This is a genomic window from Rhodococcus pseudokoreensis, from assembly GCF_017068395.1.
GTDB lineage: Bacteria > Actinomycetota > Actinomycetes > Mycobacteriales > Mycobacteriaceae > Rhodococcus_F > Rhodococcus_F pseudokoreensis.
On record NZ_CP070619.1, the window covers coordinates 5,364,224 to 5,385,663 of the forward strand.

The 21,440-nt window shown below is 68.8% G+C and carries 23 protein-coding genes and 1 pseudogene; 12 read left to right on the forward strand and 12 right to left on the reverse strand.

Annotated features, from left to right (window positions below; all coding sequences use genetic code 11):
• Window positions 1-36: 36 nt before the first annotated feature.
• The 3 genes from JWS13_RS29645 to JWS13_RS29655 all read left to right on the forward strand — a co-directional run bounded on the left by JWS13_RS29645 (window position 37) and on the right by JWS13_RS29655 (window position 2,982).
• Window positions 37-1,338 (forward strand): MFS transporter, encoded by a 1,302-nt coding sequence (locus tag JWS13_RS29645; RefSeq protein WP_206008962.1) that lies wholly within the window; start codon window positions 37-39, stop codon window positions 1,336-1,338.
• Window positions 1,335-2,636 carry an amidohydrolase gene (locus tag JWS13_RS29650; RefSeq protein ID WP_241032387.1) on the forward strand — a complete coding sequence of 434 codons (1,302 nt, stop codon included), beginning with the start codon at window positions 1,335-1,337 and terminating at the stop codon, window positions 2,634-2,636. The genes JWS13_RS29645 and JWS13_RS29650 overlap by 4 nt, the downstream gene beginning before the upstream one ends.
• Window positions 2,637-2,778: 142 nt before the next feature.
• Complete coding sequence (locus tag JWS13_RS29655) at window positions 2,779-2,982, forward strand: three-helix bundle dimerization domain-containing protein (RefSeq protein ID WP_206008963.1); 204 nt, start codon at window positions 2,779-2,781, stop codon at window positions 2,980-2,982.
• A gap of 18 nt (window positions 2,983-3,000) precedes the next feature.
• Here JWS13_RS29655 and JWS13_RS29660 read toward each other — a convergent pair whose 3' ends face one another.
• Together JWS13_RS29660 and JWS13_RS29665 are read right to left on the reverse strand one after the other, a co-directional pair.
• Window positions 3,001-3,666 carry a zf-HC2 domain-containing protein gene (locus JWS13_RS29660; protein ID WP_241032388.1) on the reverse strand — a complete coding sequence of 222 codons (666 nt, stop codon included), beginning with the start codon at window positions 3,664-3,666 and terminating at the stop codon, window positions 3,001-3,003.
• Window positions 3,656-4,213: a sigma-70 family RNA polymerase sigma factor gene (locus JWS13_RS29665; protein WP_241032389.1), complete on the reverse strand. Its 558-nt coding sequence runs from the start codon at window positions 4,211-4,213 to the stop codon at window positions 3,656-3,658. Before JWS13_RS29665 ends, JWS13_RS29660 begins: the two co-directional genes overlap by 11 nt.
• Before the next feature lie 211 nt (window positions 4,214-4,424).
• Between JWS13_RS29665 and JWS13_RS29670 the strand changes: the two genes are divergently transcribed.
• From JWS13_RS29670 to JWS13_RS29690, 5 genes are read left to right on the forward strand one after another with little or no spacing between them, the layout of a single operon-like run.
• Window positions 4,425-4,916: a COG4315 family predicted lipoprotein gene (locus tag JWS13_RS29670; protein WP_241032390.1), complete on the forward strand. Its 492-nt coding sequence runs from the start codon at window positions 4,425-4,427 to the stop codon at window positions 4,914-4,916.
• Window positions 4,900-6,021, forward strand: coding sequence for a catalase family peroxidase (locus tag JWS13_RS29675; RefSeq protein WP_206008964.1), 1,122 nt, complete (start codon window positions 4,900-4,902; stop codon window positions 6,019-6,021). The genes JWS13_RS29670 and JWS13_RS29675 overlap by 17 nt, the downstream gene beginning before the upstream one ends.
• A complete protein-coding gene (locus JWS13_RS29680; protein ID WP_206008965.1) occupies window positions 6,011-6,595 on the forward strand; it encodes a cytochrome b in 585 nt (194 codons plus the stop codon). The genes JWS13_RS29675 and JWS13_RS29680 overlap by 11 nt, the downstream gene beginning before the upstream one ends.
• Before the next feature lie 27 nt (window positions 6,596-6,622).
• Window positions 6,623-6,952, forward strand: a complete 330-nt coding sequence (locus JWS13_RS29685; RefSeq protein ID WP_160094696.1) for an ArsR/SmtB family transcription factor — start codon at window positions 6,623-6,625, stop codon at window positions 6,950-6,952.
• A complete protein-coding gene (locus JWS13_RS29690; RefSeq protein ID WP_206008966.1) occupies window positions 6,952-7,650 on the forward strand; it encodes a cation efflux transmembrane domain-containing protein in 699 nt (232 codons plus the stop codon). The genes JWS13_RS29685 and JWS13_RS29690 overlap by 1 nt, the downstream gene beginning before the upstream one ends.
• A 15-nt stretch (window positions 7,651-7,665) precedes the next feature.
• Here JWS13_RS29690 and JWS13_RS29695 read toward each other — a convergent pair whose 3' ends face one another.
• From JWS13_RS29695 to JWS13_RS29705, 3 genes are read right to left on the reverse strand one after another with little or no spacing between them, the layout of a single operon-like run.
• Window positions 7,666-8,877, reverse strand: a complete 1,212-nt coding sequence (locus tag JWS13_RS29695; RefSeq protein ID WP_206008967.1) for a CoA transferase — start codon at window positions 8,875-8,877, stop codon at window positions 7,666-7,668.
• Window positions 8,878-8,902: 25 nt separating this feature from the next.
• Entirely contained in the window at window positions 8,903-9,910 is a 1,008-nt protein-coding gene (locus JWS13_RS29700) for a MaoC family dehydratase (protein ID WP_206008968.1), read from the reverse strand.
• Entirely contained in the window at window positions 9,907-10,755 is an 849-nt protein-coding gene (locus tag JWS13_RS29705; RefSeq protein WP_087559867.1) for an HpcH/HpaI aldolase/citrate lyase family protein, read from the reverse strand. The genes JWS13_RS29700 and JWS13_RS29705 overlap by 4 nt, the downstream gene beginning before the upstream one ends.
• 181 nt (window positions 10,756-10,936) lie before the next feature.
• On the opposite strand from JWS13_RS29705, the gene JWS13_RS29710 reads away from it, so the two are divergent.
• Window positions 10,937-12,088 carry an acyl-CoA dehydrogenase family protein gene (locus tag JWS13_RS29710; protein ID WP_160094691.1) on the forward strand — a complete coding sequence of 384 codons (1,152 nt, stop codon included), beginning with the start codon at window positions 10,937-10,939 and terminating at the stop codon, window positions 12,086-12,088.
• A gap of 30 nt (window positions 12,089-12,118) precedes the next feature.
• Window positions 12,119-12,865 (forward strand): GntR family transcriptional regulator, encoded by a 747-nt coding sequence (locus tag JWS13_RS29715; protein WP_206008969.1) that lies wholly within the window; start codon window positions 12,119-12,121, stop codon window positions 12,863-12,865.
• A 19-nt stretch (window positions 12,866-12,884) separates the two neighbouring features.
• Here the strand turns inward: JWS13_RS29715 and JWS13_RS46525 are convergent, their stop codons facing one another.
• Window positions 12,885-13,031 carry a helix-turn-helix domain-containing protein gene (locus JWS13_RS46525; RefSeq protein WP_206008970.1) on the reverse strand — a complete coding sequence of 49 codons (147 nt, stop codon included), beginning with the start codon at window positions 13,029-13,031 and terminating at the stop codon, window positions 12,885-12,887.
• Window positions 13,032-13,354: 323 nt separating this feature from the next.
• Here JWS13_RS46525 and JWS13_RS45640 point away from each other — a divergent pair, with 323 nt between their 5' ends.
• Window positions 13,355-13,624 (forward strand): TetR-type transcription factor C-terminal domain-containing protein, encoded by a 270-nt coding sequence (locus JWS13_RS45640; protein ID WP_259375296.1) that lies wholly within the window; start codon window positions 13,355-13,357, stop codon window positions 13,622-13,624.
• Between the two features lie 14 nt (window positions 13,625-13,638).
• Here the strand turns inward: JWS13_RS45640 and JWS13_RS29730 are convergent.
• Together JWS13_RS29730 and JWS13_RS29735 are read right to left on the reverse strand one after the other, a co-directional pair.
• A pseudogene (locus JWS13_RS29730) lies at window positions 13,639-15,443 on the reverse strand (alkyl/aryl-sulfatase).
• A gap of 113 nt (window positions 15,444-15,556) precedes the next feature.
• The gene (locus JWS13_RS29735) at window positions 15,557-16,378 is read right to left on the reverse strand and encodes an enoyl-CoA hydratase-related protein (protein WP_206008971.1); all 822 of its coding nucleotides are present in this window, start codon (window positions 16,376-16,378) and stop codon (window positions 15,557-15,559) included.
• Between the two features lie 111 nt (window positions 16,379-16,489).
• Here JWS13_RS29735 and JWS13_RS29740 point away from each other — a divergent pair, with 111 nt between their 5' ends.
• Window positions 16,490-17,125 (forward strand): TetR/AcrR family transcriptional regulator, encoded by a 636-nt coding sequence (locus JWS13_RS29740; RefSeq protein ID WP_241032391.1) that lies wholly within the window; start codon window positions 16,490-16,492, stop codon window positions 17,123-17,125.
• 17 nt (window positions 17,126-17,142) lie between these two features.
• Here JWS13_RS29740 and JWS13_RS29745 read toward each other — a convergent pair whose 3' ends face one another.
• From JWS13_RS29745 to JWS13_RS29760, 4 genes are all read right to left on the reverse strand, one after another.
• Window positions 17,143-18,213, reverse strand: a complete 1,071-nt coding sequence (locus JWS13_RS29745) for a PDR/VanB family oxidoreductase (protein WP_206011789.1) — start codon at window positions 18,211-18,213, stop codon at window positions 17,143-17,145.
• 26 nt (window positions 18,214-18,239) lie between these two features.
• Window positions 18,240-19,145: a metal-dependent hydrolase gene (locus tag JWS13_RS29750; RefSeq protein ID WP_206008972.1), complete on the reverse strand. Its 906-nt coding sequence runs from the start codon at window positions 19,143-19,145 to the stop codon at window positions 18,240-18,242.
• On the reverse strand, window positions 19,126-20,079 hold the full coding sequence (locus tag JWS13_RS29755; protein ID WP_206008973.1) for an alpha/beta fold hydrolase: 954 nt from the start codon (window positions 20,077-20,079) through the stop codon (window positions 19,126-19,128). Before JWS13_RS29755 ends, JWS13_RS29750 begins: the two co-directional genes overlap by 20 nt.
• Window positions 20,080-20,216: 137 nt before the next feature.
• Entirely contained in the window at window positions 20,217-21,359 is a 1,143-nt protein-coding gene (locus JWS13_RS29760; protein WP_206008974.1) for a beta-mannosidase, read from the reverse strand.
• Window positions 21,360-21,440: the final 81 nt, after the last annotated feature.

Below are 21,440 nucleotides of genomic sequence, written 5' to 3' on the forward strand. Positions count from 1 at the left end.
TCGGTGACTCGCCGACCCTGTCATCCGGGAGAAACTGTGAAACATCCACCAGAAGCGCACCGCACCGCCGCCGATCGGACCCCGCTGGACCGGGCCGCGCGGATCACGGTGATTCTTCTGTTCGCCGCGTGGGTCGTCGACTACATCGATCGCCTCGCCATCAATCTCGCGCTGCCCTCGATCGGTGCGGAGTTCGGTCTCGGCCACGCTCAACAGGGCATGGTCATCTCCGCGTTCTTCCTCTCCTACGCGCTGTGCCAGATCCCCGGCGGACTGCTCGCCGACCGGTTCGGTTCGCGACGGGTGGTCTGCTGGTCACTGCTGATCTGGTCCCTGTTCACTGCCTTGACCGGGACTGCCTGGGCGTTCGCCGTGCTGCTGGCGATTCGGTTCGTGTTCGGGGTGGGACAGGGGGTGTATCCCGCGGCGGCCATGAAGGCGGTCGCCGAGCGCACCGCGCCGGGCCAGCGCATGACGGCGACCGGGTGGGCGCAGAGTTCGAACGCCTTCGGCGCGGTACTCGCCCCGCTCATCGCCGCGCCGATCATTGCCGTGTGGGGCTGGCGGATGTCGTTCTTCGCGATCGCCGGTCTCGGGGTCCTGGTCTGGGCGGCGATCCAACTGTGGCTGCCCGCCACGTTGCCGCAGTCCGATGACGCTTCACCCCGCCCGGACGCGCAGGGCGGATTGCGCACCGTTCTGGCCTCGGGCGTCATGTGGCGGTTCACGCTGATGTTCTTCGGCTACGGCATCATCGTGTGGGGCCTGAATTCCTGGATCCCGTCCTATCTTCAGACCGAGCGCGGCATTTCGCTCACGGGGTCCGGGTTGCTGTCCGCGATACCCGCCCTGGTCGGTGGCGTCGCGATCATCGTCGGCGGCAAGCTCATCGACCGTCTCGGCGGCCGGCACCGGGTGATCGTCTTTCCCGCGATGACGGTCTGCGCGGTATGCATCCTCTTCCTGAACCGGGTGACGTCGCTGACCGAATTCGTCGCGCTCCTGTCGCTGGCCACCGCGTCCGCCACGCTGTGCTATATGCCGATCTTCGCGATACCCCTGCGCACCCTGCCTGCCGGGCTGGTCGGCACCGGGTCGGGGATGATCAACTTCGGCGGTCAGGCCGCCGGGTTCATCACCCCGATGGTGATGGGCGCGTTGGTCGATCGCTATTCCTACACCGCCGCGTTCGGCTTCCTCGTCGTCGGCGCCGTCCTCGCCGGCGCGTTCGCGCTGGGAACACCGCAGCGTCCCAAGACTTTCAGTGCAGCCCTTGCGTCCCGCGAGCCACAACGCCCGAACTCACCCAGCCACGACAATGTAAGGACCCCACGATGACCGAGTTCTCCCAGACCGTCGTTCTGCCGACCGGTACTCCCGCCCAGGCCGGGCTGGAGGTATTGCTGCCCGCGCTCACCGACCTCTACCGCGATCTGCACGCACACCCCGAATTGTCCATGCAGGAGAACAGGACCGCGGACATCGTCGCGGCGGTGTTGCGTGCACAGGGCTGGGACGTCACCGAGGGCGTCGGCCGGACCGGCGTCGTGGGGGTGCTCCACAACGGCGACGGCCCCGTGGTGCTGCTGCGCGCCGACATGGACGGACTGCCGGTCCGCGAGGACACCGGACTCGACTACGCCTCCACCGACACCGGGATCGATCCCGACGGGGTGACGGTGCCGGTCATGCACGCGTGCGGTCACGACGTGCACGTCACCTGCCTGCTCGGCGCCGCCGCGCTGTACGCCGCGGATCGCTCCCTGTGGCGCGGCACCCTCGTGGTGGTCTTCCAGCCGGGCGAGGAGACCGCGCAGGGCGCCCGGGCGATGGTCGACGACGGCTTCATCGAGCGCTTCCCCCGACCGGACGTGTGCCTGGGCCAGCACGTCGGACCGTTCCCCGCCGGGGTGATCGTCACCCGCCCCGGAACATTGATGGCTGCCGCCGACAGTTTCCGGATCCGGCTCTTCGGGCGCGGCGGACACGGATCGGCGCCCGAGCACACCGTCGATCCCATCGTCATGGGCTCGGCCGTGGTGGGGCGACTCCAGGCGGTCGTGTCGCGTGAGGTGGCCGCGGGTGATTCGGCGGTGGTCACCGTGGGTTCGTTCCACAGCGGCCACAAGGAGAACATCATCCCCGACGAGGCGGAACTGAAGGTCAACGTCCGCACGTTCGATCCGCAGGTGCGGGACCGGGTGCTGCCCGCGATCCGCCGCGTCGTCAACGCCGAAGCCGCCGCATCCGGGGCGCCGAAGGAGCCGGAGTTCAACCCGCTCAACGACTTCCCGTTGACGGTCAACGACGAGGCCGCCACCGAGCGGGTCGTCGCGGCACTTGCCGACACCTTCGGTTCGGACCGGATACTGCCGATGCCACGTCCACTCGCCGGCAGCGAAGACTTCGGTGTCTTCGCCACCGCCGCCGGATGTCCCTCCGTCTTCTGGCATTTCGGCGGCGCCGACCCCGCGGCGTTCGCCCACCTGGACCTCACCGCCACGGCGGCCCTGGCACTGCCCGAGGGAGTGCCGACCAACCACTCGCCGCAGTTCGCCCCGGTCATCGACCCGACCCTCGAGACCGGGGTCCGGGCACTGCTCGCCGCGGCGGCCGCCTGGAACGCGGCGAGCTGAGGCGCGAAGCGCGCCTCGCGCCGGTGAGGGTCGCCTATCTCACAGTCGCCTAAGTTTAATTTTCAACTTTAGTCGTGTGAAGATCGAGTGACACGGAGGTCGCGAGATGGAGTGGCCCCGGAATTCCCAGGGGAGGGCGATCATGTCCGTAGACGAAGAACGACGCCAGGTCGAGTTGGTCGTCGACCGGCTTGCCGTGGAGCACGTCGGCGTACCACGCCACACTGTCGAGCAGATCGTGCACGACGTGCATGCGACGTTCGACGTGGGAGCGGTGCGCGATTTCGTTCCACTGCTCGTCGAACGGTCCGCGAAGCAGAAGATCGCTGCTCTCACCAGTTTCTGACACACGGCCGCGGCACCGTCACGAGTGCAGCGGCGCCTGGAGTATGGCGGTGTCGTCCCCGGGTGCGCTGACGCCGAGCATGGTGGCGTCGGACATCGGTAGCGCCACGGCGAGGTTCATCGACATCTTCCGGTCGCCGCCGGCGATGAAACTTCCCGCGTTCATGCGACTTCCGTCGGGTCGTTGCAGCCAGACGTTGTAGGTGCTGCCCTCGGGGAGTCCGGTGACGTCGAGGCTGATTCCGGTTCCCCAGGCGCGGTTCTCCACCCGAGCGGACGCTTCCACGCCCGCGGCGGGCGCGGTGAAGGCCACCGGCTGTCCGGGCGGGGTGCTCGGGACGAGGGTGCGGAGGAAGAATCCGCCGGTGAGCAGTCCGAGAGCGGTGACGGCGGCCGCGGCGACGACCGCGACCCGGCGGTGCCGTTGCCGGCTGCGTTCGCGGTCGAGCGTCGCGAGGATCGTGCCGGGCAGCGCGGGGGACGGCGCCGGCGGTGGCTCGAGGAGCCGGTCCGGGTCCGCCTGCCCCAGGACCGAGGCCACCGGGGTCAGCTGGTTCAACTCGGCCCGGCAGTCCGCGCATCCGTCCAGGTGGGCGCGTACCGCCACCGCTTCGTGGTCGTCGAGGCGCCCGAGCGCATACATGCCCAGCAAGGTGTGCATCTGTCGGCAGCGATCACTGGTCACCGTGCCACCCCATTTCTTCCAGTACGAGTTTGAGCGCCTTCAGCCCGTAGTACACCCGACTGCGCACGGTGCCCACGGGGATGCCGAGTTCCGCCGCGACCTCGCTGGTGGACCGGTCGCGCAAGTGGATCTCGACGAGTACGACGCGATGCTGTTCGGACAGTCGCCGCAAGGCCTCCTCGACCTGCAGTCCCACCAGCAACTGTTCCAGCGGGCGCTCGGGCACCGGAACGTCGGGCGGCTCGGTGTCGGCGAGCTGGGGCCGGGAGGCCCGCGCCCGGCTCGCGTCGATCACCACGTTGCGGCAGATGGCATACAGCCAGGTCCGGACGGTGGAACGCTGCGGGTCGTACCGGTCCGCGCCGCGCCAGGCGCGGAGGAACGTCTCCTGCACCACTTCCTCCGCGCGTCCCCGGTCTCCGAGCGAGCGGTAGGCGAGGGCGAACAGTTCGCCGGCGTGATCGTCGTAGACGGTCCGCAACACAGCGTTGTCGGCCAAATTCCCGACCGACTCCTCCGCCCGCTTGCGCGCCATGCGTAGCCGCACGACCTCACCTCCTGCAACACCGGAAATGTCGTCGGCCCGCCCGACGTCCGCCAGGGTGTACGGACGGGAGTGCCGCGGCGTTCACCGTCGATTCTCCACCAGCGTCTTCGTGAAAATTCGCGGCCGCCGTGAACGCGGCCGGCCGGCGGTCCGTACTCCCCGGCGTCGTCCGCGATCGGCGGGCGGCTTCAGAGGAGAGAACGGAGATCTGATGATCGCGAAGCGAGCGATTCTTGCGGTGGCCTGCGCCGGCGCTGCGGTTGCCCTGATGTCGGGCTGCAGCCAGGCGACCGAGGCCCCGGCGGATGCGCAGACGACCAGCATGCAAGACGCAGCGCCGACGACCGGCGCAGCGGATGCTGCGGCGACGCTCGGCACGCGGGAGACCGCGCTGGGCACCGTGCTGACCGACGGCGACGGCTTCACGCTCTACCGCTTCGACGAGGACACCGCCGACCTGGTGAAGTGCGTGGGCCCGTGTGCCGAGATCTGGCCGCCGACACAAGGCACACCGTTGCCCCACCCGGACGCCGTCGTGCCGGGCACGGTGGGCACCACGACGCGTCCCGACGGCGTCGAGCAGGCGACCTACGACGGTCATCCTCTCTACCGGTTCGCCAAGGACACGGCCCCCGGAGTGACGAGCGGAGACGGGGTCAAGGGGACGTGGCACGTGGTGACGGTCGATGCCGCGCAGGGGTGACGGTCACGAACCCTCCGTCGGTGGTCGGTCAGGGGCAAGCGTCACCCGGCGTAGCGCCCTGATCGGCCTGGCGGCGGTCGGTGCGATCGCCGCGGTGGACGTCGGTGGGTTCCTGTTCGCCGGCGGCCGGCTGACCCCGCACACCGTCACCCCGTCGCGGTTCGTCGATCGGTTCGAGCAGGTCTTCGGTCGGCACGAGGGGTTCCGGCGGAACCACGCGAAGGGCGTGAGTGCCACGGGGTGGTTCACGCCGACCGGCGCCGGGTCCGCGGTGTCCACGGCGAGCGTCTTCCGGGCCGGCGGCCGCCACCCCGTCACCGGGCGGTTCTCGTTGTCGGGCGGGCTGCCCGACGCCGTCGACGCCGCCGACACCGTGCGCGGTCTGGGATTGGTCTTCCGGTTGCCCGAGGGAGAGCAATGGCGGACCGCGATGATCGACAGTCCGGTGTTTCCCGACCGCACGCCGGACGGCTTCCGTGATCGGCTGCTCGCCTCGAAGAAGATCCCGGACACCGGCAAACCCGAGCCGGCCGCGATGGCCTCGTTCCTGGCACGCCATCCCGAGACGGCGGCGGCGATGGACATCATCCGGCGACAGCCTCGCACTTCCGGGTTCGGGGACAGCACATTTCACGGACTCAATGCCTTTCGGTGCGCCGACCGGTCCGGGGCCACGGTTCCGGTGCGCTGGAAGCTGGTGCCGGAGCAACCCGTCCGGCATCCCGGCGCCGAGGAGGCGTCCGGCCGCGACTACCTGTTCGACGCACTCGTCCGGGACGTCACGCGAGGACCCCTGCGCTGGCGGATGATCCTCACGATCGGGGAGGCGGGGGACCCGACGGACGATGCAACCAGACCGTGGCCGGCCGACAGGAAGTCCCTCGACGTCGGCACGCTGACCGTCGATGCGATCGACACCGAAGCGCCGGACAATGCGCGGGACGTCAACTTCGATCCGCTCGTACTGCCGAATGGCATTGCGCCGTCGGATGATCCACTGCTCAGTGCACGGTCCGCGGTCTACGCGGAATCGTTCAACCGGCGGTCCGGTGAGCCGAAATCGCCGAGTCGAGTCAACGTTTCGGAGGTGCCCGATGAGCGATAGCCCGACACGGTATGCGTTCACGTCGCGGGTGCTGCACTGGGTGATGGCGATCCTGGTGATCGCACAACTCTTCCTCGGCGTCGCGATGGTGGCGTCGTTGGACGCCTACCATTTGTTGCGGACGGTGCATCAACCGCTGGGGTTCGCGATTCTCGTCCTCGCGGTCGTGCGGATCGGCAACCGGGTCCTCCACCGTCCGCCGCCGTCTGCCGGGATGCGGCCCGCCGAGCGGATGGTCGCGACCGGGTCGGAATGCCTGCTCTACGGACTCCTGGTGCTGCAACCGGTCACCGGGTGGGCGATGCTGTCGGCGGGCGGGTTCCCGATCGCCCTCACCGCGCAGCTGAGTCTGCCCGCGATCGCTCCCCGCGATCCTGATCTGTACTCGGTGTTGCGGCAGTCCCACACGGTGCTCGGGTACCTACTTTTCGCAGCGTTCACCGCGCACCTGTGCGCGATCCTGTTCCACACGTTCGTCCTGCGTGACCGGATTCTCGGCCGGATGACGATGGGGCGCCGGCACCGGCCCGCCCAGCCGCCGCAACGACAGGATCAAGAGTTCAGGGTTTCCTGAATACAGGAATCGCTGTATCGTCGGGCCATGGAGATGTTGATCCATCGCGACGCGCTGGCCAGGTTCGGCTACGCGCTGTCGGACACGACGCGCACGCAGATCCTGCTGAGCCTGCGGTCGGGTCCCGGGTATCCGTCCGAGCTGGCCGAACAGATCGGGGTGTCGCGCCAGATCCTGTCGAATCACCTGGCTTGCCTGCGTGGTTGCGGACTCGTCGTCGCGGCGCCGGAGGGGCGGCGGACGCGGTACGAACTGGCGGATCCGCGGATCGGGCGCGCGCTGGACGACCTGATCGGTCTGGTGCTGGCCGTCGATCCGTCCTGCTGCCCGGACGCCGAGACCGACGGCTGCTGCTGATGGCGTCGGAACTCGGAATGCCCGCCGCGCGTCCGGCTCTCACCGCGGGGCGCCGGCAGGTCCTGGCGCGGCGGATCCGGTGGTTCGTGGCCGCGACGATCAGCTACAACGTGCTCGAGGCGGTCATCGCGCTGAGCGAGGGCGCCCGGGTGTCGTCGACCGCGCTGATCGGGTTCGGTCTCGACTCGGTCATCGAGGTGTCCTCCGCGGCGGCCGTGGCCTGGCAGTTCGCCGGGAAGGACCCGGAATCGCGGGAGCGGGTGACGCTGCGGATCATCGCGTTCTCGTTCTTCGCATTGGCCGTGTACGTCACGGTCGACGCGATCCGCTCCCTCTTCGGCATCGGCGAAGCCGAGCACTCGATCGTCGGGATCGCCCTGGCGGCAGTCAGTCTCGCGATCATGCCGGTACTGTCGTGGGCGCAGCGGCGCGCGGGACGCGAACTCGGGTCCCTCTCGGCGGTCGCCGATTCCAAACAGGCCCTGCTGTGCACCTACCTGTCCGCCGTCCTGCTGGTCGGGCTGCTGCTCAACTCCCTGCTGGGGTGGTCCTGGGCCGACCCGATCGCAGCCCTGGTCATCGCCGCGATCGCGGTCAAGGAGGGCATCAACGCCTGGCAGGGCGACACCTGCTGCCCGGCGCCGGTCACCACCCCCGGCGCCGGCTGCGGTCGTACCTGCGACTGCTGCGACGACTGAAAGGTCCCCCGACGGTCACTTCCCCCCGACGATGCCGCTGTCGAGGAGTTTGGCGACGTCGGAGTCGGAGCTGCCGAGGAGGTCGCGGAGGACGCTGCCGGTGTCGTCGCCGACGGCGGAGGCGGGTGCGACGGTGGCGTGGTGTCCGTCGAATGATGCCGGGTGGCCGGAGGCGAGGTAGGTGCCGACCCGCGGCTGGTCGAGGGGGGTGAACATCGGGTTGTTCTCGAGTTCGCCGGATTTGACGAGTTCCTCGAACGTGCGGTAGCGCTCGGCGAGGACGGACGTCTTCGAGAGTGCCTCGGCCACTTCGGTTGCGGTGTGTTCGCGGAACCAGCGTGTGAACAGTGCGGTGAGGACGTCGCGGTGGGTGAAGCGGTCGGCTTCGCGCGCGAAGTCGGCGTCGAGTGCGGTGGCGAGTGCCTCCACCGGGGCGGTGGTTCCGGTGACGGCAACGAGGTCGCGGAAGTGCCGCGGGGTGAGGGCCACGATCATGAAACGGGCGCCGTCGCTCGTGGTGAAATCCGTTCCGTACGTGCCGTAGACGGAGTTGCCGGTGCCTTGCCTGCCGGTGCCGTTGATCTGCACCTCGGTGAGGTATCCCAGGGTGCCGGCAGTGGCGAGCGCGACGTCCTCGAGCGGCAGGGAGATGCGGGTGCCCTCGCCGGTGGCGTCGCGGTGACGGGCCGCGGACGCGACGGCCAGCGCGGCGTACAGCCCGCACGCCACGTCCCAGGCAGGGAGGACGTGGTTGACGACGCCGGCGTGATCGGCGGGACCGGTGATGGACGGGAATCCGAGCCCGGCGTTGACCGTGTAGTCGACGCCGGGGGAACCGTCACGGCCACCGAGGATTTCGAGGGTGATGACATCGGAGCGGAGCGCGCTCAGCGTCTCGTGGGAGAGCCAGTCACGACCTCCCGCGTTCGTGACGAGAATTCCGCCGCCCGTTCCGGGGGCCGCGACCAGTTGCTGGACGAGCCGCTGCCCCTCCGGGTTGCGCATGTCGACGGCCACGGACCGCTTGCCGCGGTTGAGTCCGGTCCAGTAGATGCTCTCGCCGTCGCCCGTGATCGGCCAGCGGTTGTAGTCGGCGGCGCCGCCGATGGGGTCGATCCGGATGACCTCGGCCCCCAGCTGGGACAGGGTCAGTCCGCACAGGGGGGACGCGATGAAGCTGGAGACCTCGACGATCCGAAGTCCGGCAAGGGGAGTGTGGGCGGTCACGAGAGATGCTCCTTGATGGTGGAGGTCAGGCCATGAGGGCGGTAAAGCGCCAGTCGAGGACGGGGACGTCGGACGCTGTGGCGTTGTGCGCGAACACCAGTGAACGCAGATGCAGTACTCCGCCGCCGCCGGGCAACTCCTCGGCGCTCTCGATTTCGAGTTCGCTGGTGAGGGTGTCGCCTTCGTGGACGGGACCGGTGTGGTCGCAGGACTTCCAGCCCAGGACGGTGACGAGATTCGGCAGGGCGCGCGTGGCCTGCCCGAGCGCGATGCCGATGGTGTGCCCGCCGTAGACGAGTCGTCCGTCGGCGCCGACCCGTTCGTCGTGGTGGGTGGCCGCGATGTTGAGGGTGAGGCGCGCCAGTTCGGGGGCGCTCGAGACCACGTCGCCGCTGCTCCGCAGCACGGATCCGGCGAGGTCGGCCGAGAAGTGCTGTCCGGGAACCTTGTCGCGGTAGCGGGCGAGGTCCCAGCCCTCGGGGGCGGCGAACGACTGCTCGGACTGCGGCCCGATCGCGGACAGGTCGTCGGACTTACGGACGCGGTCCTCGTCGGGGTTCTCGCTCAACGGGAGCATCGCGCAGCGGTAGAAATCGAGGACGGTGCGGCCGTCCTGGTCGGTGGACGTCATCCGCAGTGCCGCCAGCCCGGTGGGTTTGCGCCCCGGTTTCGCCGAGTTCTCCCGCAGTCCCACCACTTCGGTGCGCGTGTAGAGCGTGTCGCCGAGATGGGGGAAGTGGTGGAAACGGAGGCCGCGGTAGAACAGGTTGGCCTTCACGTGGTGGGTAGCCAGCGTGGATTGTCCGATGGCGACGTCGGTGACGAGGCCGGGGTTCGCGACTGCCTCCGCGGACCCGGTGACGGCCCGGGACAGGTGCGCGTCGAGGGGCAGCCGCAGGCGGTCACCGAGGATGGCCTGATGGGCGGCGGCGAGACCGCTGGTGAGGGTGACGGCGGGGGCGGTGTCGAATGCCTGCCCGACCTCGAGTTCGTCGAAGTACGGTCCACCGACATAAGTCTGCGTGATCGTCACTGTGCACCTACCTGGGCGAGAACGCGGCGTGCCGCGACTGCGACGGCCTCGTCGAGCATCTGCCCGTCGAGTTGCGCCGCCCCGGCGCCCGCGGCCTCGGCGGCGGCGAGTGCGTCGATGACGCGTCGTGCGTCCTCGACCGCGGTGTCGGTGGGGGTGAAGGCCGTGGCAGCCGACTCGACCTGGGCGGGATGGATGACCCATTTTCCGTCGAAGCCGAGCGCGCTGGTCCATGCGGCCGAGTGGCGGAAGGCGTCGTCGTCGGCGATGCCGAGGAACGGGCCGTCGATCGCCTGGATTCCGGCGGCGCGGGCGGCGACGAGGATGCCGTCCTGGATCGCGAGCCAGTGCTCGGGGAGGGCGGAGCGGGACCGGCCCAGGGCAGCCCCGAGATCCGCGTAGCCGATGATGACGGACTCGAGCCGGTCGACGGCGCGGGTGATGTCGGCGATGTTCTGCACGCCGACCGGGGTTTCGACGAGAGCTTGCAACCCGATGCCGGTACCGGCGAGCGCCTGATCGGCGCGGACCAGATCCTGCGCCGTCTCCACCTTGGGAACCACGATGCTCGTGAGCGCGGCGCCGAGGGAGGCGCACAGGGCGAGGTCGTCCTCGGCCCACGGCGTGGTCAGCGCGTTGATGCGGACCGCGACGGCCCGGGAGCCGTCCGATTCGAGCACGAGGCGACGCACGAGGTCGCGGGCCTCGGCCTTCCTGGCGGAGGCGACGGCGTCTTCGAGGTCGAGGACCACCTCGTCGGCAGTCGACCGGAGCGCCTTGACGGCTTTGCGCTCGTCGGATCCGGGGGCCACCAGAACGGCGCGCCTGCGGGTGAGGGTCTGCACGATGCTTCATTCCTAGGGTCCGGGAGCCCGGGTCGGGCTGGATATGTACGGCCAGCCTGATGCGGCTGCGCTGCTGATGCTGGCAGCGACGCAGCGGTCATGTCAAGACCGATCGTTGACTTTAGGCAGACAATGTCGGATTATGGCCGTACAAATGTTGCGGAAAGTGTGAGGTGGATTCATGGCCAAGCTGAACGAGGAAGAGTCGTACCTGGTCGAGACGGTGCGCGCGTTCATCGATCGCGACGTGAAGCCGACCGTGCAGGCGGTGGAACACGCCAACGAGTACCCCGAGAAGTGGATCGAGCAGATGAAGCAGATCGGGATCTACGGTCTGGCGGTCCCGGAGGAGTACGGCGGATCACCGGTGTCGATGCCCTGCTACGCGCAGGTGACGCAGGAACTGGCCCGCGGCTGGATGAGCCTCGCCGGTGCGATGGGCGGGCACACCGTCGTCGCGAAACTGCTGTCGCTGTACGGCACGGAAGAGCAGAAGCAGCAGTACCTGCCGAAGATGGCGACCGGCGAGATCCGTGCGACGATGGCGTTGACCGAGCCCGGCGGTGGCTCGGATCTGCAGGCCATGTCCACCAACGCCAAGGCGGACGGTGACGATCTGGTGATCACCGGTTCCAAGACGTGGATCTCCAACGCGCGCCGGTCCGGGCTGATCGCGCTGCTGTGCAAGACCGATCCGCAGGCGACCCCCAAGCACAAGGGCATCTCCATCGTCCTCGTCGAGCACGGCCCCGGCCTGACGGTGTCGCGGGATCTGCCGAAGCTCGGCTACAAGGGCGTCGAGACGTGTGAGCTGTCGTTCGACGGGTACCGCGTCCCCGCCTCCGCGATCCTCGGCGGCACCCCCGGCAAGGGGTTCGGCCAGATGATGAAGGGCCTGGAGACCGGGCGCATCCAGGTGGCCTGCCGTGCGCTGGGCGTGGCCACGGCGGCGCTCGAGGACTCCCTCGCCTACGCGCAGCAGCGCGAGAGCTTCGGCAAGCCGATCTGGAAGCACCAGTCGATCGGCAACTACCTCGCCGACATGGCGACCAAGCTGACCGCGGCCCGGCAGCTCACCTGGCACGCGGCTGAGCAGTACGACAGCGGCGACCGGTGCGACATGGAAGCGGGCATGGCGAAGCTGTACGCGTCCGAGGTGGCGATGGACATCGCCCTCAACGCCGTCCGTATCCACGGCGGCTACGGCTATTCCACCGAGTACGACGTGGAGCGCTACTTCCGCGACGCCCCGCTGATGATCGTCGGCGAAGGCACCAACGAGATCCAGCGCAACGTCATCGTCTCGCAGTTGGTGTCGCGAGGCGGCATCTAGTCGGCAACCTGCACGTAGGATCGGTGCGCGATGAACGGTAGAGAACGAGACACGGAGCCGGCGTACCAGCTGGTGTCGAGGCAGCTCCGCGAGCACATTGCTGCGGGCAAGTACAGCGGCGGGATCAAGCTGCCCACCGAATTCGAGCTCGCGGACCAGTACGGTGTCAGCCGGCAGACCGTTCGTCGCGCATTCCAGGACCTGGTGGCAGAGGGCATCGTCTACCGGGTCCCGGGCCGGGGCACGTTCGCCGCCGAGTCCGACGGCCGATACCTGCGGCAGCTGGGGTCGATCGAGGATCTGATGAACCTGTCCACGGACACCACCATGGAGGTGGTCACGCCCCTGCGACGGCGGGTCGACATCGAGGCCGCAAGCAGGCTCCGCCTCGACACCGACCTCGTCAACACGGTCGTGTTCCGGCGGCGCCACGACGACACCCCGTTCGTGCTGACCACCGTCTACCTGCCCGACGAGATCGCCCGGTTCGTCGCCGACGCACCCGAGATGTCCGAGGGCGCCGTCACCTCGCAGACGATCATCGGTCTGCTCGAACCGCACCTGCGGAGCCCCATCACCGAGGCCGCGCAATCGATCACCGTCGCGCCGGCGCCGGCGGACGTGGCCCGCGAACTCGGCTGTTCCGAGGGCCACTCGATGCTGCGGGTGGACCGCCTCTACTCCGATTCGGACGGGCGGACCGTCGAGTTGGCGGTCAGCTACTTCCTGCCCGAGCACTACACCTATCGCGTCACCCTGCGCCGCGGCGGGCGCTGACCGCACTCTGCGGCACAAATCAGGGTTGGATTCGGTACGCTTTCAGCCTGCGCTGCAGGGTCGAGCGGCTGATGCCGAGTTCGCGGGCGGCGTGTACCCGCGCAGGCCAGTGTTGTCCGCAGTTCCACGAAGTTCCCGGAGTAGCGCCGATCCGCCAGGGCGGCAACGGCGTCGGGGGTCAAATACGTGGCACCGTGTTCAGGGAGTTTCGCGCTCCTCGTGGCGATGACGCCGGGAATGTCGGTGCGGCACGCCTGAACCGGCGGCAGAGAAATCGCGACCTGACTGATTCGGCGGAACTCGTCGGGAGCGCTGGTCTCGGCAACGGAGAGTGTCGATCGAGTATCGCGACGAGGCGCTCGCCAACGCCGGTGACGACCCGGCCGAGCATCTCGTAGCGCTGGTCTCCGCATCGATCCGGTTCCGGGTCCGCCACCCGGCCAGGAGCAGCATCGTGGCAACCGAGGCTCGCAGTCTGGAGCCGGAGATCTGGCCGCCTACGAGCGCAGCGAAGCCCGCGGCAGCCAGCAGTTCAAGGACGTCATCGAAGCCGGCGTCAAGATCGGTCTGTTCCAGACCCCTTACCCCGACGATGCCCGCCGTGCCGTCATCGCCATGTGCAACGCAGTCGCCCAGTGGTATCGCCCCGGTGGTGAACTGACCGAGGACATGCTCATCGAACGGTACGTCTCATTGGCTTTGACCGTGGTGGAGTACCGGCCGCGCACCGCACGCCGAGGTGCCGCCGCACCCGCATGAGAGAAATCGGGTGGTCAGGGGGTGACGATCGGGAAGGCGGGGTTGGGAGCGTCGAGCAGGGCGAGGAGTCGTTGGACAGCGCTGGGGTCTCCGCTGTGCTCGACGTCGTCGAGTCCGGAGCCGGCGAGGATGCCGAGGAGTTGCAGTTTGGTGAGGCTCAGGGTGAGGTCGGCGGTGGTTTCCGTTCGCGGATTCGGTGTCTGGATGAGGGCGCCGTTGGTGAGGGTGAGCCGGATCGTGGTGTCGGAGTCGGTGAATCGGAGTTCGATGCACAGCTTTTCGCGGGCCGCTCGGGGTCCGTCGATGCGGATCGCGAGTGTGTCGAGGAGTTGTTCGACGGTGAGTGCGGTGGCCATTCCGGATCCGGTGTCGATCGCGGGTGGTGGGATTTCGCCGCGTAGTTCTTTGGCCCCGGTGAGGTAGAAGCCGCGCCAGGTCGGGTTTTCCGCGCCGTATCCGAGTTGGGTGTAGACGTCGGCGAGGGCGTTCTTGGCGTCCTGGTTGCCGGGCTCGGCGAACACGGCGTGTTTGAGCAGTTCGGCGGCGAATCGCAGATCGCCCGCCTCGGTGTAGGCGCGGGCCTTGTCCAGCACGGCGGGGACGCCACCGATGACGTCGACGTAGCGGGTGGCGAGTTGCTGTGGCGGGTGCTGCCAGAGGGAACTGGGATGTCCGTCGAACCAGCCCATGTAGCGCTGGTAGATCGCTTTGACGTTGTGGCTGACCGACCCGTAGTAGCCGCGTGCGTGCCAGGCGTCGTCGAGGGCTGGGGGGAGGGTGATTTCCTCGGCGATCTCGGTGCCGGTCATTCCGGTGTTGACCATGCGCAGTGTCTGGTCGTGCAGGTACGCGTAGAGGTCTCGCTGCTCGGAGAGGAACCGGACGATGTTGGCGGTTCCCCAGGTGGGCCAGTGGTGTGAGGCGAACACGACGTCACTGTCGGTGCTGAACAGTTCGATCATCTCGTCGAGGTAGCGCGACCAGATCCTGGGGTCGCGTACCAGGGCCCCGCGGAGGGTGAGCAGGTTGTGCAGGTTGTGGGTGGCGTTCTCGGCGGCGCAGAGTGCGCGGTGGTCGGGGAAGTGGAAGTTCATCTCCGACGGGGCCTCGGTGCCGGGGTGAGTTGGAAGATGATCCGGATGCCGTCGACGGTTTCCTCCTGCCCGGTGTGGGTGATGTCGACGGTGGGCGGCAGCAGGCCGAGCGATCCGGCCGAGGTGCGGATGCCCAGCCCGGAGCTGACGTGGCCGTGGGGGCCGACGTCGAGGGTGGACCCGTACATGTAGTCCGCGCGGCGGACCATCGCGGTGCCGGCGTAGACGTTCTCGGACACCGCGTGCTCGAGGAACCCGGTCGGGGCGATGATCGGGACGTCCCCGGCGCCGTCGGGAAGTACGCCCATCACGCCGCCGAAGTGGTCGCCGTGGGAGTGGGTGTAGATGACGCCGGTGACCGGTCGGTCGCCGCGATGTGTGCGGTACAGCGCCAGGCCGGCGGCCGCGCAGTCGGCCGAGATCAGCGGATCGATGACGAGGACGCCGCGATCACCTTCGACGAGGGTCATGTTGGAGATGTCGAAGCCCCGGATCTGATAGATCCCGTCGGTGACCTCGAACAGTCCGTTCTTGTAGCAGAGCTGGGCCTGGCGGAACAGGCTCGGGTGCACCGTCTCGGGCCGCTCACCGTCGAGGTAGCGGTATCCGGTCATATCGAACACCACTCGTCCGTCGGCAGCGGTGATGGTCAACGGATCCAGCGTGGCGATGAAGCCGCGCTCAGCGTTGTCGAAGTCGGTGCGATCGGAGAAGTCCGGCGCCATATCCGTTCAGCTCCCTCCAGGAGAAGTGTTCTACCCCCATCCTCGAGGGCCGGACCGGTGGGCCGCGTCATCCGTCCAGGGTGAAGTGGGTGTACGGACCAGGGTCTCCCGGATCACCACGGAAGAAATTCCGGGAGATCGGCCGGCACCGTCCCCGGAAAACGCGGCGGGCGTCGTTCGAGAAACGACATGATGCCCTCCGCGGCGTCGGGGCTGGTGAAGATCCCGGCGATCAGCCGGGAATCGAGGTCGTGTGCCGGGTGCGGCGAATCCATCGCGCTCATCCGGAGCAGCATCTGCCGGGTGACGGCCACCGACACCGGTGCGGTGGTGGCGATCAGTTCCTCGGCGAGGGCGATCGCCGCGGGATACACCTCGTCGGCGGGAAACAGTCGGTGCACCAGCCCGGCCGCGAGTGCCTCCTCGGCGCCGAACACCCGGCCCGAGATCATCCAGTCGGACGCCGTGCCCATGCCGACGAGGCGCGGCAGGTACCAGGCGGATCCGCCCTCGGGGAAGAATCCCCGCTGGGTGAAGACGAAACCGAACCTCGAATCCGTTGCCGCGAGCCGGTAGTCCGCGGGCAGGACGATGGTCGAGCCGGCTCCGACCGCGGCGCCGCGGATGGCTGCGATCACCGGCTTGCTGCTCTCGTAGATGCGTCGCGAACAGCGACCGGCGGGTTCCTGCCAGCTGCCATCGGTTGCGACGCCGTCGGTCGTCGAGCCGCCGGACAGGTCGGCGCCGACGCAGAAGTCGGTGCCCTCGCCGGTGAGCACCACGACCCGGACGTCCGGGTCCTGATCGGCCTCGGTCAGTGCCGACGACAGTTCGTCCGCCATGGTCATGGTGTAGCCGTTGCGGGCGGCGGGCCGGTTCATGGACACCGTCGCGATTCCGGAATTCACGGTGTACAGCACCTGTGTGTACGTCATGGGACAACTTTCCATTCGTTTGTGCATGGTTATCGTGGTCTGGGTGATCGAACGTGTCGGTGCTCGCGGGCGACTTGATTGCCGGGTCCCGCCCATGCACAGTGGTTCGTTGTGACGACGGACCGGCCCATCAGCGCGACGAAGGCACGCGCGCCGCAGCAGGATCGCGGTATCGCCACGCGCCTGAAACTCCTCGACGCCGCCATCGAATGCCTCTCGGAACTGGGCTGGCGCGACACCACGGTCACCGTCGTCACCAAGCGGGCGGGGGTGAGCCGCGGGGCGGTGCAGCACTACTTCACCGACCGCGACGGACTGTTCGCCGCCGCCATCGAGCACGTCGCGGACACCCGGCTGGCGGAGTTGCGCCGCCGGGCCTCGTCCTTCCCGACCGGGAAGGGCCGCACGCTCGCGATCGTCGAGGGGTTTGTCGATCTGCACCTCGGGCAGCTGTTCGGTGCCACCCTGCAGCTGTGCGTGGCGGCCTCCGCGGACCCGGTGCTGCGCCCGCAGGTCGCTGCGATGGAGGAGCAGATGGGCAAGCAGGTGTACTTCGCCGCCGTCGAGCTGCTCGGTCTCGATCCGCGGGATTCGAAGGTACGCACCACTATCCAGGCCTTCCTCGACTCCGCCCGTGGGCTCGGGCTGGCCAGTTTCCTCGGCGACGACCGCGCCAGGCGCAAGGGCGTCGTGCAGCGGTGGGCCGAACTGATCGACACCACACTCGAACCGCACGACAGCCGGTAACGCCGCGCCCGCGAGCGTCAGAGGTCGACGACGAGTCGGCCGCCGTCGGCCCGCGACACGCAGGGCAGGAATTGCCCGTCCGCACGCTCCCGTTCGGACAGCGCGCCGCCGCGGTGGTCGGGTGTGCCGTCGAGAAGCGTGACGCGACAACTGCCGCAGAATCCCTGCCGGCAGGAGTAGGTGGCGTCGCGGCGCACGTCCCGGATGGCGTCGAGGGCAGTGCGATCCGCGGCGACCGTGAGGACCGTGCCGTCGGTGGCGAGTTCGATTTCGAATGCCGTCCCGTCGACGATGGGTGGCGGTGCGAAACGTTCGTAGTGCAGGCCCACCGTCCGGCGCGGCCCGAGCGCCGTCCGGAGCGTCTCGATCATCGGCGCCGGCCCGCAGCAGTACACGCTCGAGTCGTCCGGCAGGGTTCCCAGAAGGTCGTCCGCGGTCGGTGGTCCGTCGTGCTCGTCGTCGAGGCGCAGCCGCACCCGGTCGCCGAAGGCAGCGAGGTGGTCGGTGAACGCGAGTGATTCGCGGGACCGGCCGCAGTACAGCAGCGACCAGTCGACTCCCACGCGGTCGGCCGCCGCGATCATCGGCAGGATCGGGGTGATGCCGATGCCGCCGGCGACGAAGCGGACCGTCTGCGGTCGGGTGTTGTGCCCGCCGAGCGTGAGGGGGAAGGCGTTGCGGGGCGTCCGGATGGTGAGTTCCGTTCCCACGTGCAGGGATTCGTGAATCTCGCGGGAACCGCCGCCGCCGTCCGGGATCAGCCGGACCGCGATCCGATAGTGCGAACGGTCGGCCGGGTCCCCGCAGATCGAGTACTGGCGCAGCCGGCCGGAGGGGAGCAGCAGGTCGAGGTGCGCGCCGGGGTACCAGGGCGGCACGGTGCCGCCGCCCGCCGGTTCGAGCCGGAAGCTGACGACGTTCTCGTCGACCGCCTCGATGCGCCGGTCGGTCACCACCACTCGGAGGGAGTCGTCGGAGGCCTGCCGGCGAGGCGACGGGAGGTGGAGGTGCCGCAACACCCGCACGTACGGGAGGGAGAGGCGGTCGAGCGTCGTCACTAGGCGGTCGTGTCTGCGTCGCCCCCACATGTCGGGTGGGATGGTGCCGGCGGCGGTCACGGGGTCACCGTCCGGGCATCGACCCGGGCGAGGTAGGCCAGGGCCTGCGCCATCGACCCCGTCTGCTCCGGGGTGTACGACGGCTTCAGGTAGCCGGTCATCGCACCGAGCACTTCCCGCCACGTCGGGAGCAGCCCTGCCTTGCCGCCGCGCAGAATGTCGCGGACGGTCCGCAGCCGTGAATGTGGCGCCTGCGGATCGGATTTGATCACGAACCACATGCACCGGGCCGACAACAGCACGGTGACGGGCACCGTCACCGCCATCGCGCGTAACCGGCGCCGGTAGGTGGGATCGAAGTACAGTGCGACGTCGTGCGCCACGTTCCGGTGCTCCATCTCCTCCGCACCGTGCCACCGCAACAGGTCGGCGACGTTCGGGTCGGCGCCGTACTCCTCCCACGTGCTGTTGAGGGCGTAGTGGCCGAGGAACGCGGTGAAGTTCTCGAGTGCGGCGACGACGGCGAGCCGTTCGATCAGGTACTGCCGCTGCGCCACCGGGTCTTTCAGGTCCCGCGGTCCCATCGACTTCCGGAGTATCCACTGTGCCTGGGCGAGCACGGGGGAGGCGTCGATGCCGTGTGCGAGGAGGAAGTCGCGTACCGCCCGGTCGTGGGCGTCGGCGTGGATCGACTCCTGTCCGATGAATCCGAGGATGTCCTCACGGAGGCGCTCGTCGTCCACCAACGGCAGCGCCTCCTCGAAGGCCGTGATGAAGAAGCGCTCCACCTCGGGGAAGAGCATGTGATAGGCGCTCACGACGTGGGAGGCGACGGGGTGACCCGGTATCCAGTGCAGCGGACTGCGCGACAGGTCGAATTGCACGTTGCGCGCCCGCAGGGAGACGGGGCCCGGATCGACCGCGTCGGGCGGCAGGGTGTTCTTACGGCGTGTGAGTGCCATGAATTCTCCTGGGGGATGCGGGCTGTGCCGTCGGCGCGGGGCCGACGAACTCGAGGACGTGCCGGTTGACGGTGTCGGGATCTTCGAGGTGGAGGAAATGTCCGGTGCCGGGCACGACGCACGCCCGGCTCTCGGCGGGGAGGAAGGCCAGCGCGTGCGCGCCGAGGTCGACCAGTCCGCAGGTGTCGGCGGCCCCGTGCACGCAGAGGGTGCGCACCCGCGCCCGGCCGAACGCGGCACGCTGTTCCTCGGCGTACTTGCGGCGGCGGTACAGGGGGTTCCACAGTGCCCGGTAGTAGGACAGGGCGGCCCGGCGATGTGCCTTGTCCGGCAACGAGTTCAGGACGGCGTCCAAGTCTTGCCGGTAGTCGTACCCCGGGGCCCACAGCGCCCACAGGAGGCGGATGAGGCGTTCGCCGAACAGCTGCGAGAGAACGGGGATCTGCGCGACGCTCATGTACCAGCTGCGGGGCAGCTGCCGCAACACCAGGGGCAAATTCTTCGGCCGCGGCGTCCGGAACAGCGACACGACCGCGGGCAGCGGCGGAACCGCGAGCAGGACGACCGACGAAAACCGTTGCGGAGCATGGTGCGATACACCGCTGGCGATCGCGGCGCCCCAGTCGTGCCCGATCAGGACGGCGCGGCCGTCGGCGCCGAGCGCGTCGTGGATGTCGACGACGTCACCGATCAGGGCGCCGAGCTGATAGCTGCCGTCGGCGGGAATGTCGGAGGGGGCGTACCCGCGGTTGTACGGCGCGACCACTCGCCACCCCTGCGCGGCCAGCAGCGGTCCGAGATGCCGCCAGGTGGTGGCGGAGTCGGGAAACCCGTGCAGCAGCAGTGCGAGCGGCCCGTCCTCCGGACCCCACGTGAGGGCCCGCAGGGTCAGCTCCGGTGTCCGGACGGTCAGGGTGCGCGGCTCGGTCGTCACCGGGACTCCAGCTCTGCTGCCATGTTCACGCTCCTCGTGAGTGACGCACTTTCGGCACAAATCATGCATCAGCGAATGTTTTGCGAAAGTGTAGTGCACTCGGAGTTACATGTACATGGAGCGTCGCGAGGGATGGTCTACGTGGCGGCCGGCGCGGTGCCCGAACCCCAGCTTCCGAACTGCTCGACGACGCCCCACAGCGGGTCGGTGGGGCCGATGTCGTACGTGCACTCGGCGGGCCGGGGGTCCGGCACGAACGCCCACAGCAGCGCCCCGGCCGCCCCCGCGTCCCGCTGCCCCTGGATCTTGGCGCCGATGTGCGACGCCCGGTCCGTGATGGCGGCGCACGATCCGGCGAGTTCGCCGATCTCGCCCACCAGGAGCGGTTTGCCGAGTGCCGCAGCCTGTTCGAGGCGCCGCCCGAGTCCGTTCCACCGATCGCCGGGCAGCGGAACCCCGTCGGCGCCGTAATCGTGGTACTGCACGACGTCGACATACGGTGACGCCGAAACGAATTGGTACTCGTCGCCCTGGGTTCCGCACTGGCCACCGCCGGTGAATCCCGCGGTGATCAGCGTGCGCGGATCGCGGGCCCGCACCTCGGCGCCTGCGGCATCGAAGAAATCACGCAGCACCTGCGCCGCACCGGGCTCACACGACCGGGTCCACCACGAGCAGTCGGCGTCGGTGCACGTGCTCGTCTCCGGCTCCCCGACGAGTTCCCACGCCGCGAGCGACGGCGAACCACGGAAGCGGTCGACGGCGGTCCGCGTCCACTCCTGAAAGCTCATCAGCGTGCGGGGCGCGCCCGGCGTCATCGTCGTCCAGCCGTCCACGTACCACTGCCTGCCCTTGAACACCCCGTCCTCGCACGCCCCGTCCTGGGGTGCGAGAACCGGGATCAGCATCTGGTCGTGCGCCTCGGCCGCCGCGAACACGGCGTCCATCGGCCCGAAGTCCAGTTGTCCGGTGAAGCGGTTGGTCGCCAGCGCCTGGAAGAGGTTGAAACGGGTGAGTGAGTGCGGCGGCAGCGCGGAGAAGTAGGAGTCGAGGTCGACCATTGCGCCGCAACCCCAATTGACCGACCAGTTCGTGGCCAACTGGTACGCGTTGAACCCGGTCGGCCACCACGGTTGCCCGTCGAGTGCGAACCCGTCCGCCGAGGCCGTGACCCTGGCGCCGGGCGCGGGAGCGGCAGCCGACACGAATCCTCCTCCCAGTGCCGTCAGAGCGACGGTCGCGATCACCGCGGCCAGCTTCGTGATGCGCGTCACCGTCATGAATGAATAGTAGGGACCAGTCGGTACGAATGGAGGCTCGTTTCGCGCCTCGAGCGACCGTCCAGTCCCCCTGACAGGGGA

Coding starts and splice junctions, on each gene's coding strand:
- JWS13_RS29745 (WP_206011789.1), bottom strand. CDS start 18,213: ATGTGGGGGCGACGCAGACACGACCGCCTAGTGACGACGCTCGACCGC.
- JWS13_RS29680 (WP_206008965.1), top strand. CDS start 6,011: ATGAGCGATAGCCCGACACGGTATGCGTTCACGTCGCGGGTGCTGCAC.
- JWS13_RS29675 (WP_206008964.1), top strand. CDS start 4,900: ATGCCGCGCAGGGGTGACGGTCACGAACCCTCCGTCGGTGGTCGGTCA.
- JWS13_RS29735 (WP_206008971.1), bottom strand. CDS start 16,378: ATGACGTACACACAGGTGCTGTACACCGTGAATTCCGGAATCGCGACG.
- JWS13_RS29690 (WP_206008966.1), top strand. CDS start 6,952: ATGGCGTCGGAACTCGGAATGCCCGCCGCGCGTCCGGCTCTCACCGCG.
- JWS13_RS29670 (WP_241032390.1), top strand. CDS start 4,425: ATGATCGCGAAGCGAGCGATTCTTGCGGTGGCCTGCGCCGGCGCTGCG.
- JWS13_RS29715 (WP_206008969.1), top strand. CDS start 12,119: ATGAACGGTAGAGAACGAGACACGGAGCCGGCGTACCAGCTGGTGTCG.
- JWS13_RS29685 (WP_160094696.1), top strand. CDS start 6,623: ATGGAGATGTTGATCCATCGCGACGCGCTGGCCAGGTTCGGCTACGCG.
- JWS13_RS29760 (WP_206008974.1), bottom strand. CDS start 21,359: ATGACGGTGACGCGCATCACGAAGCTGGCCGCGGTGATCGCGACCGTC.
- JWS13_RS29650 (WP_241032387.1), top strand. CDS start 1,335: ATGACCGAGTTCTCCCAGACCGTCGTTCTGCCGACCGGTACTCCCGCC.
- JWS13_RS29710 (WP_160094691.1), top strand. CDS start 10,937: ATGGCCAAGCTGAACGAGGAAGAGTCGTACCTGGTCGAGACGGTGCGC.
- JWS13_RS29750 (WP_206008972.1), bottom strand. CDS start 19,145: ATGGCACTCACACGCCGTAAGAACACCCTGCCGCCCGACGCGGTCGAT.
- JWS13_RS29655 (WP_206008963.1), top strand. CDS start 2,779: ATGTCCGTAGACGAAGAACGACGCCAGGTCGAGTTGGTCGTCGACCGG.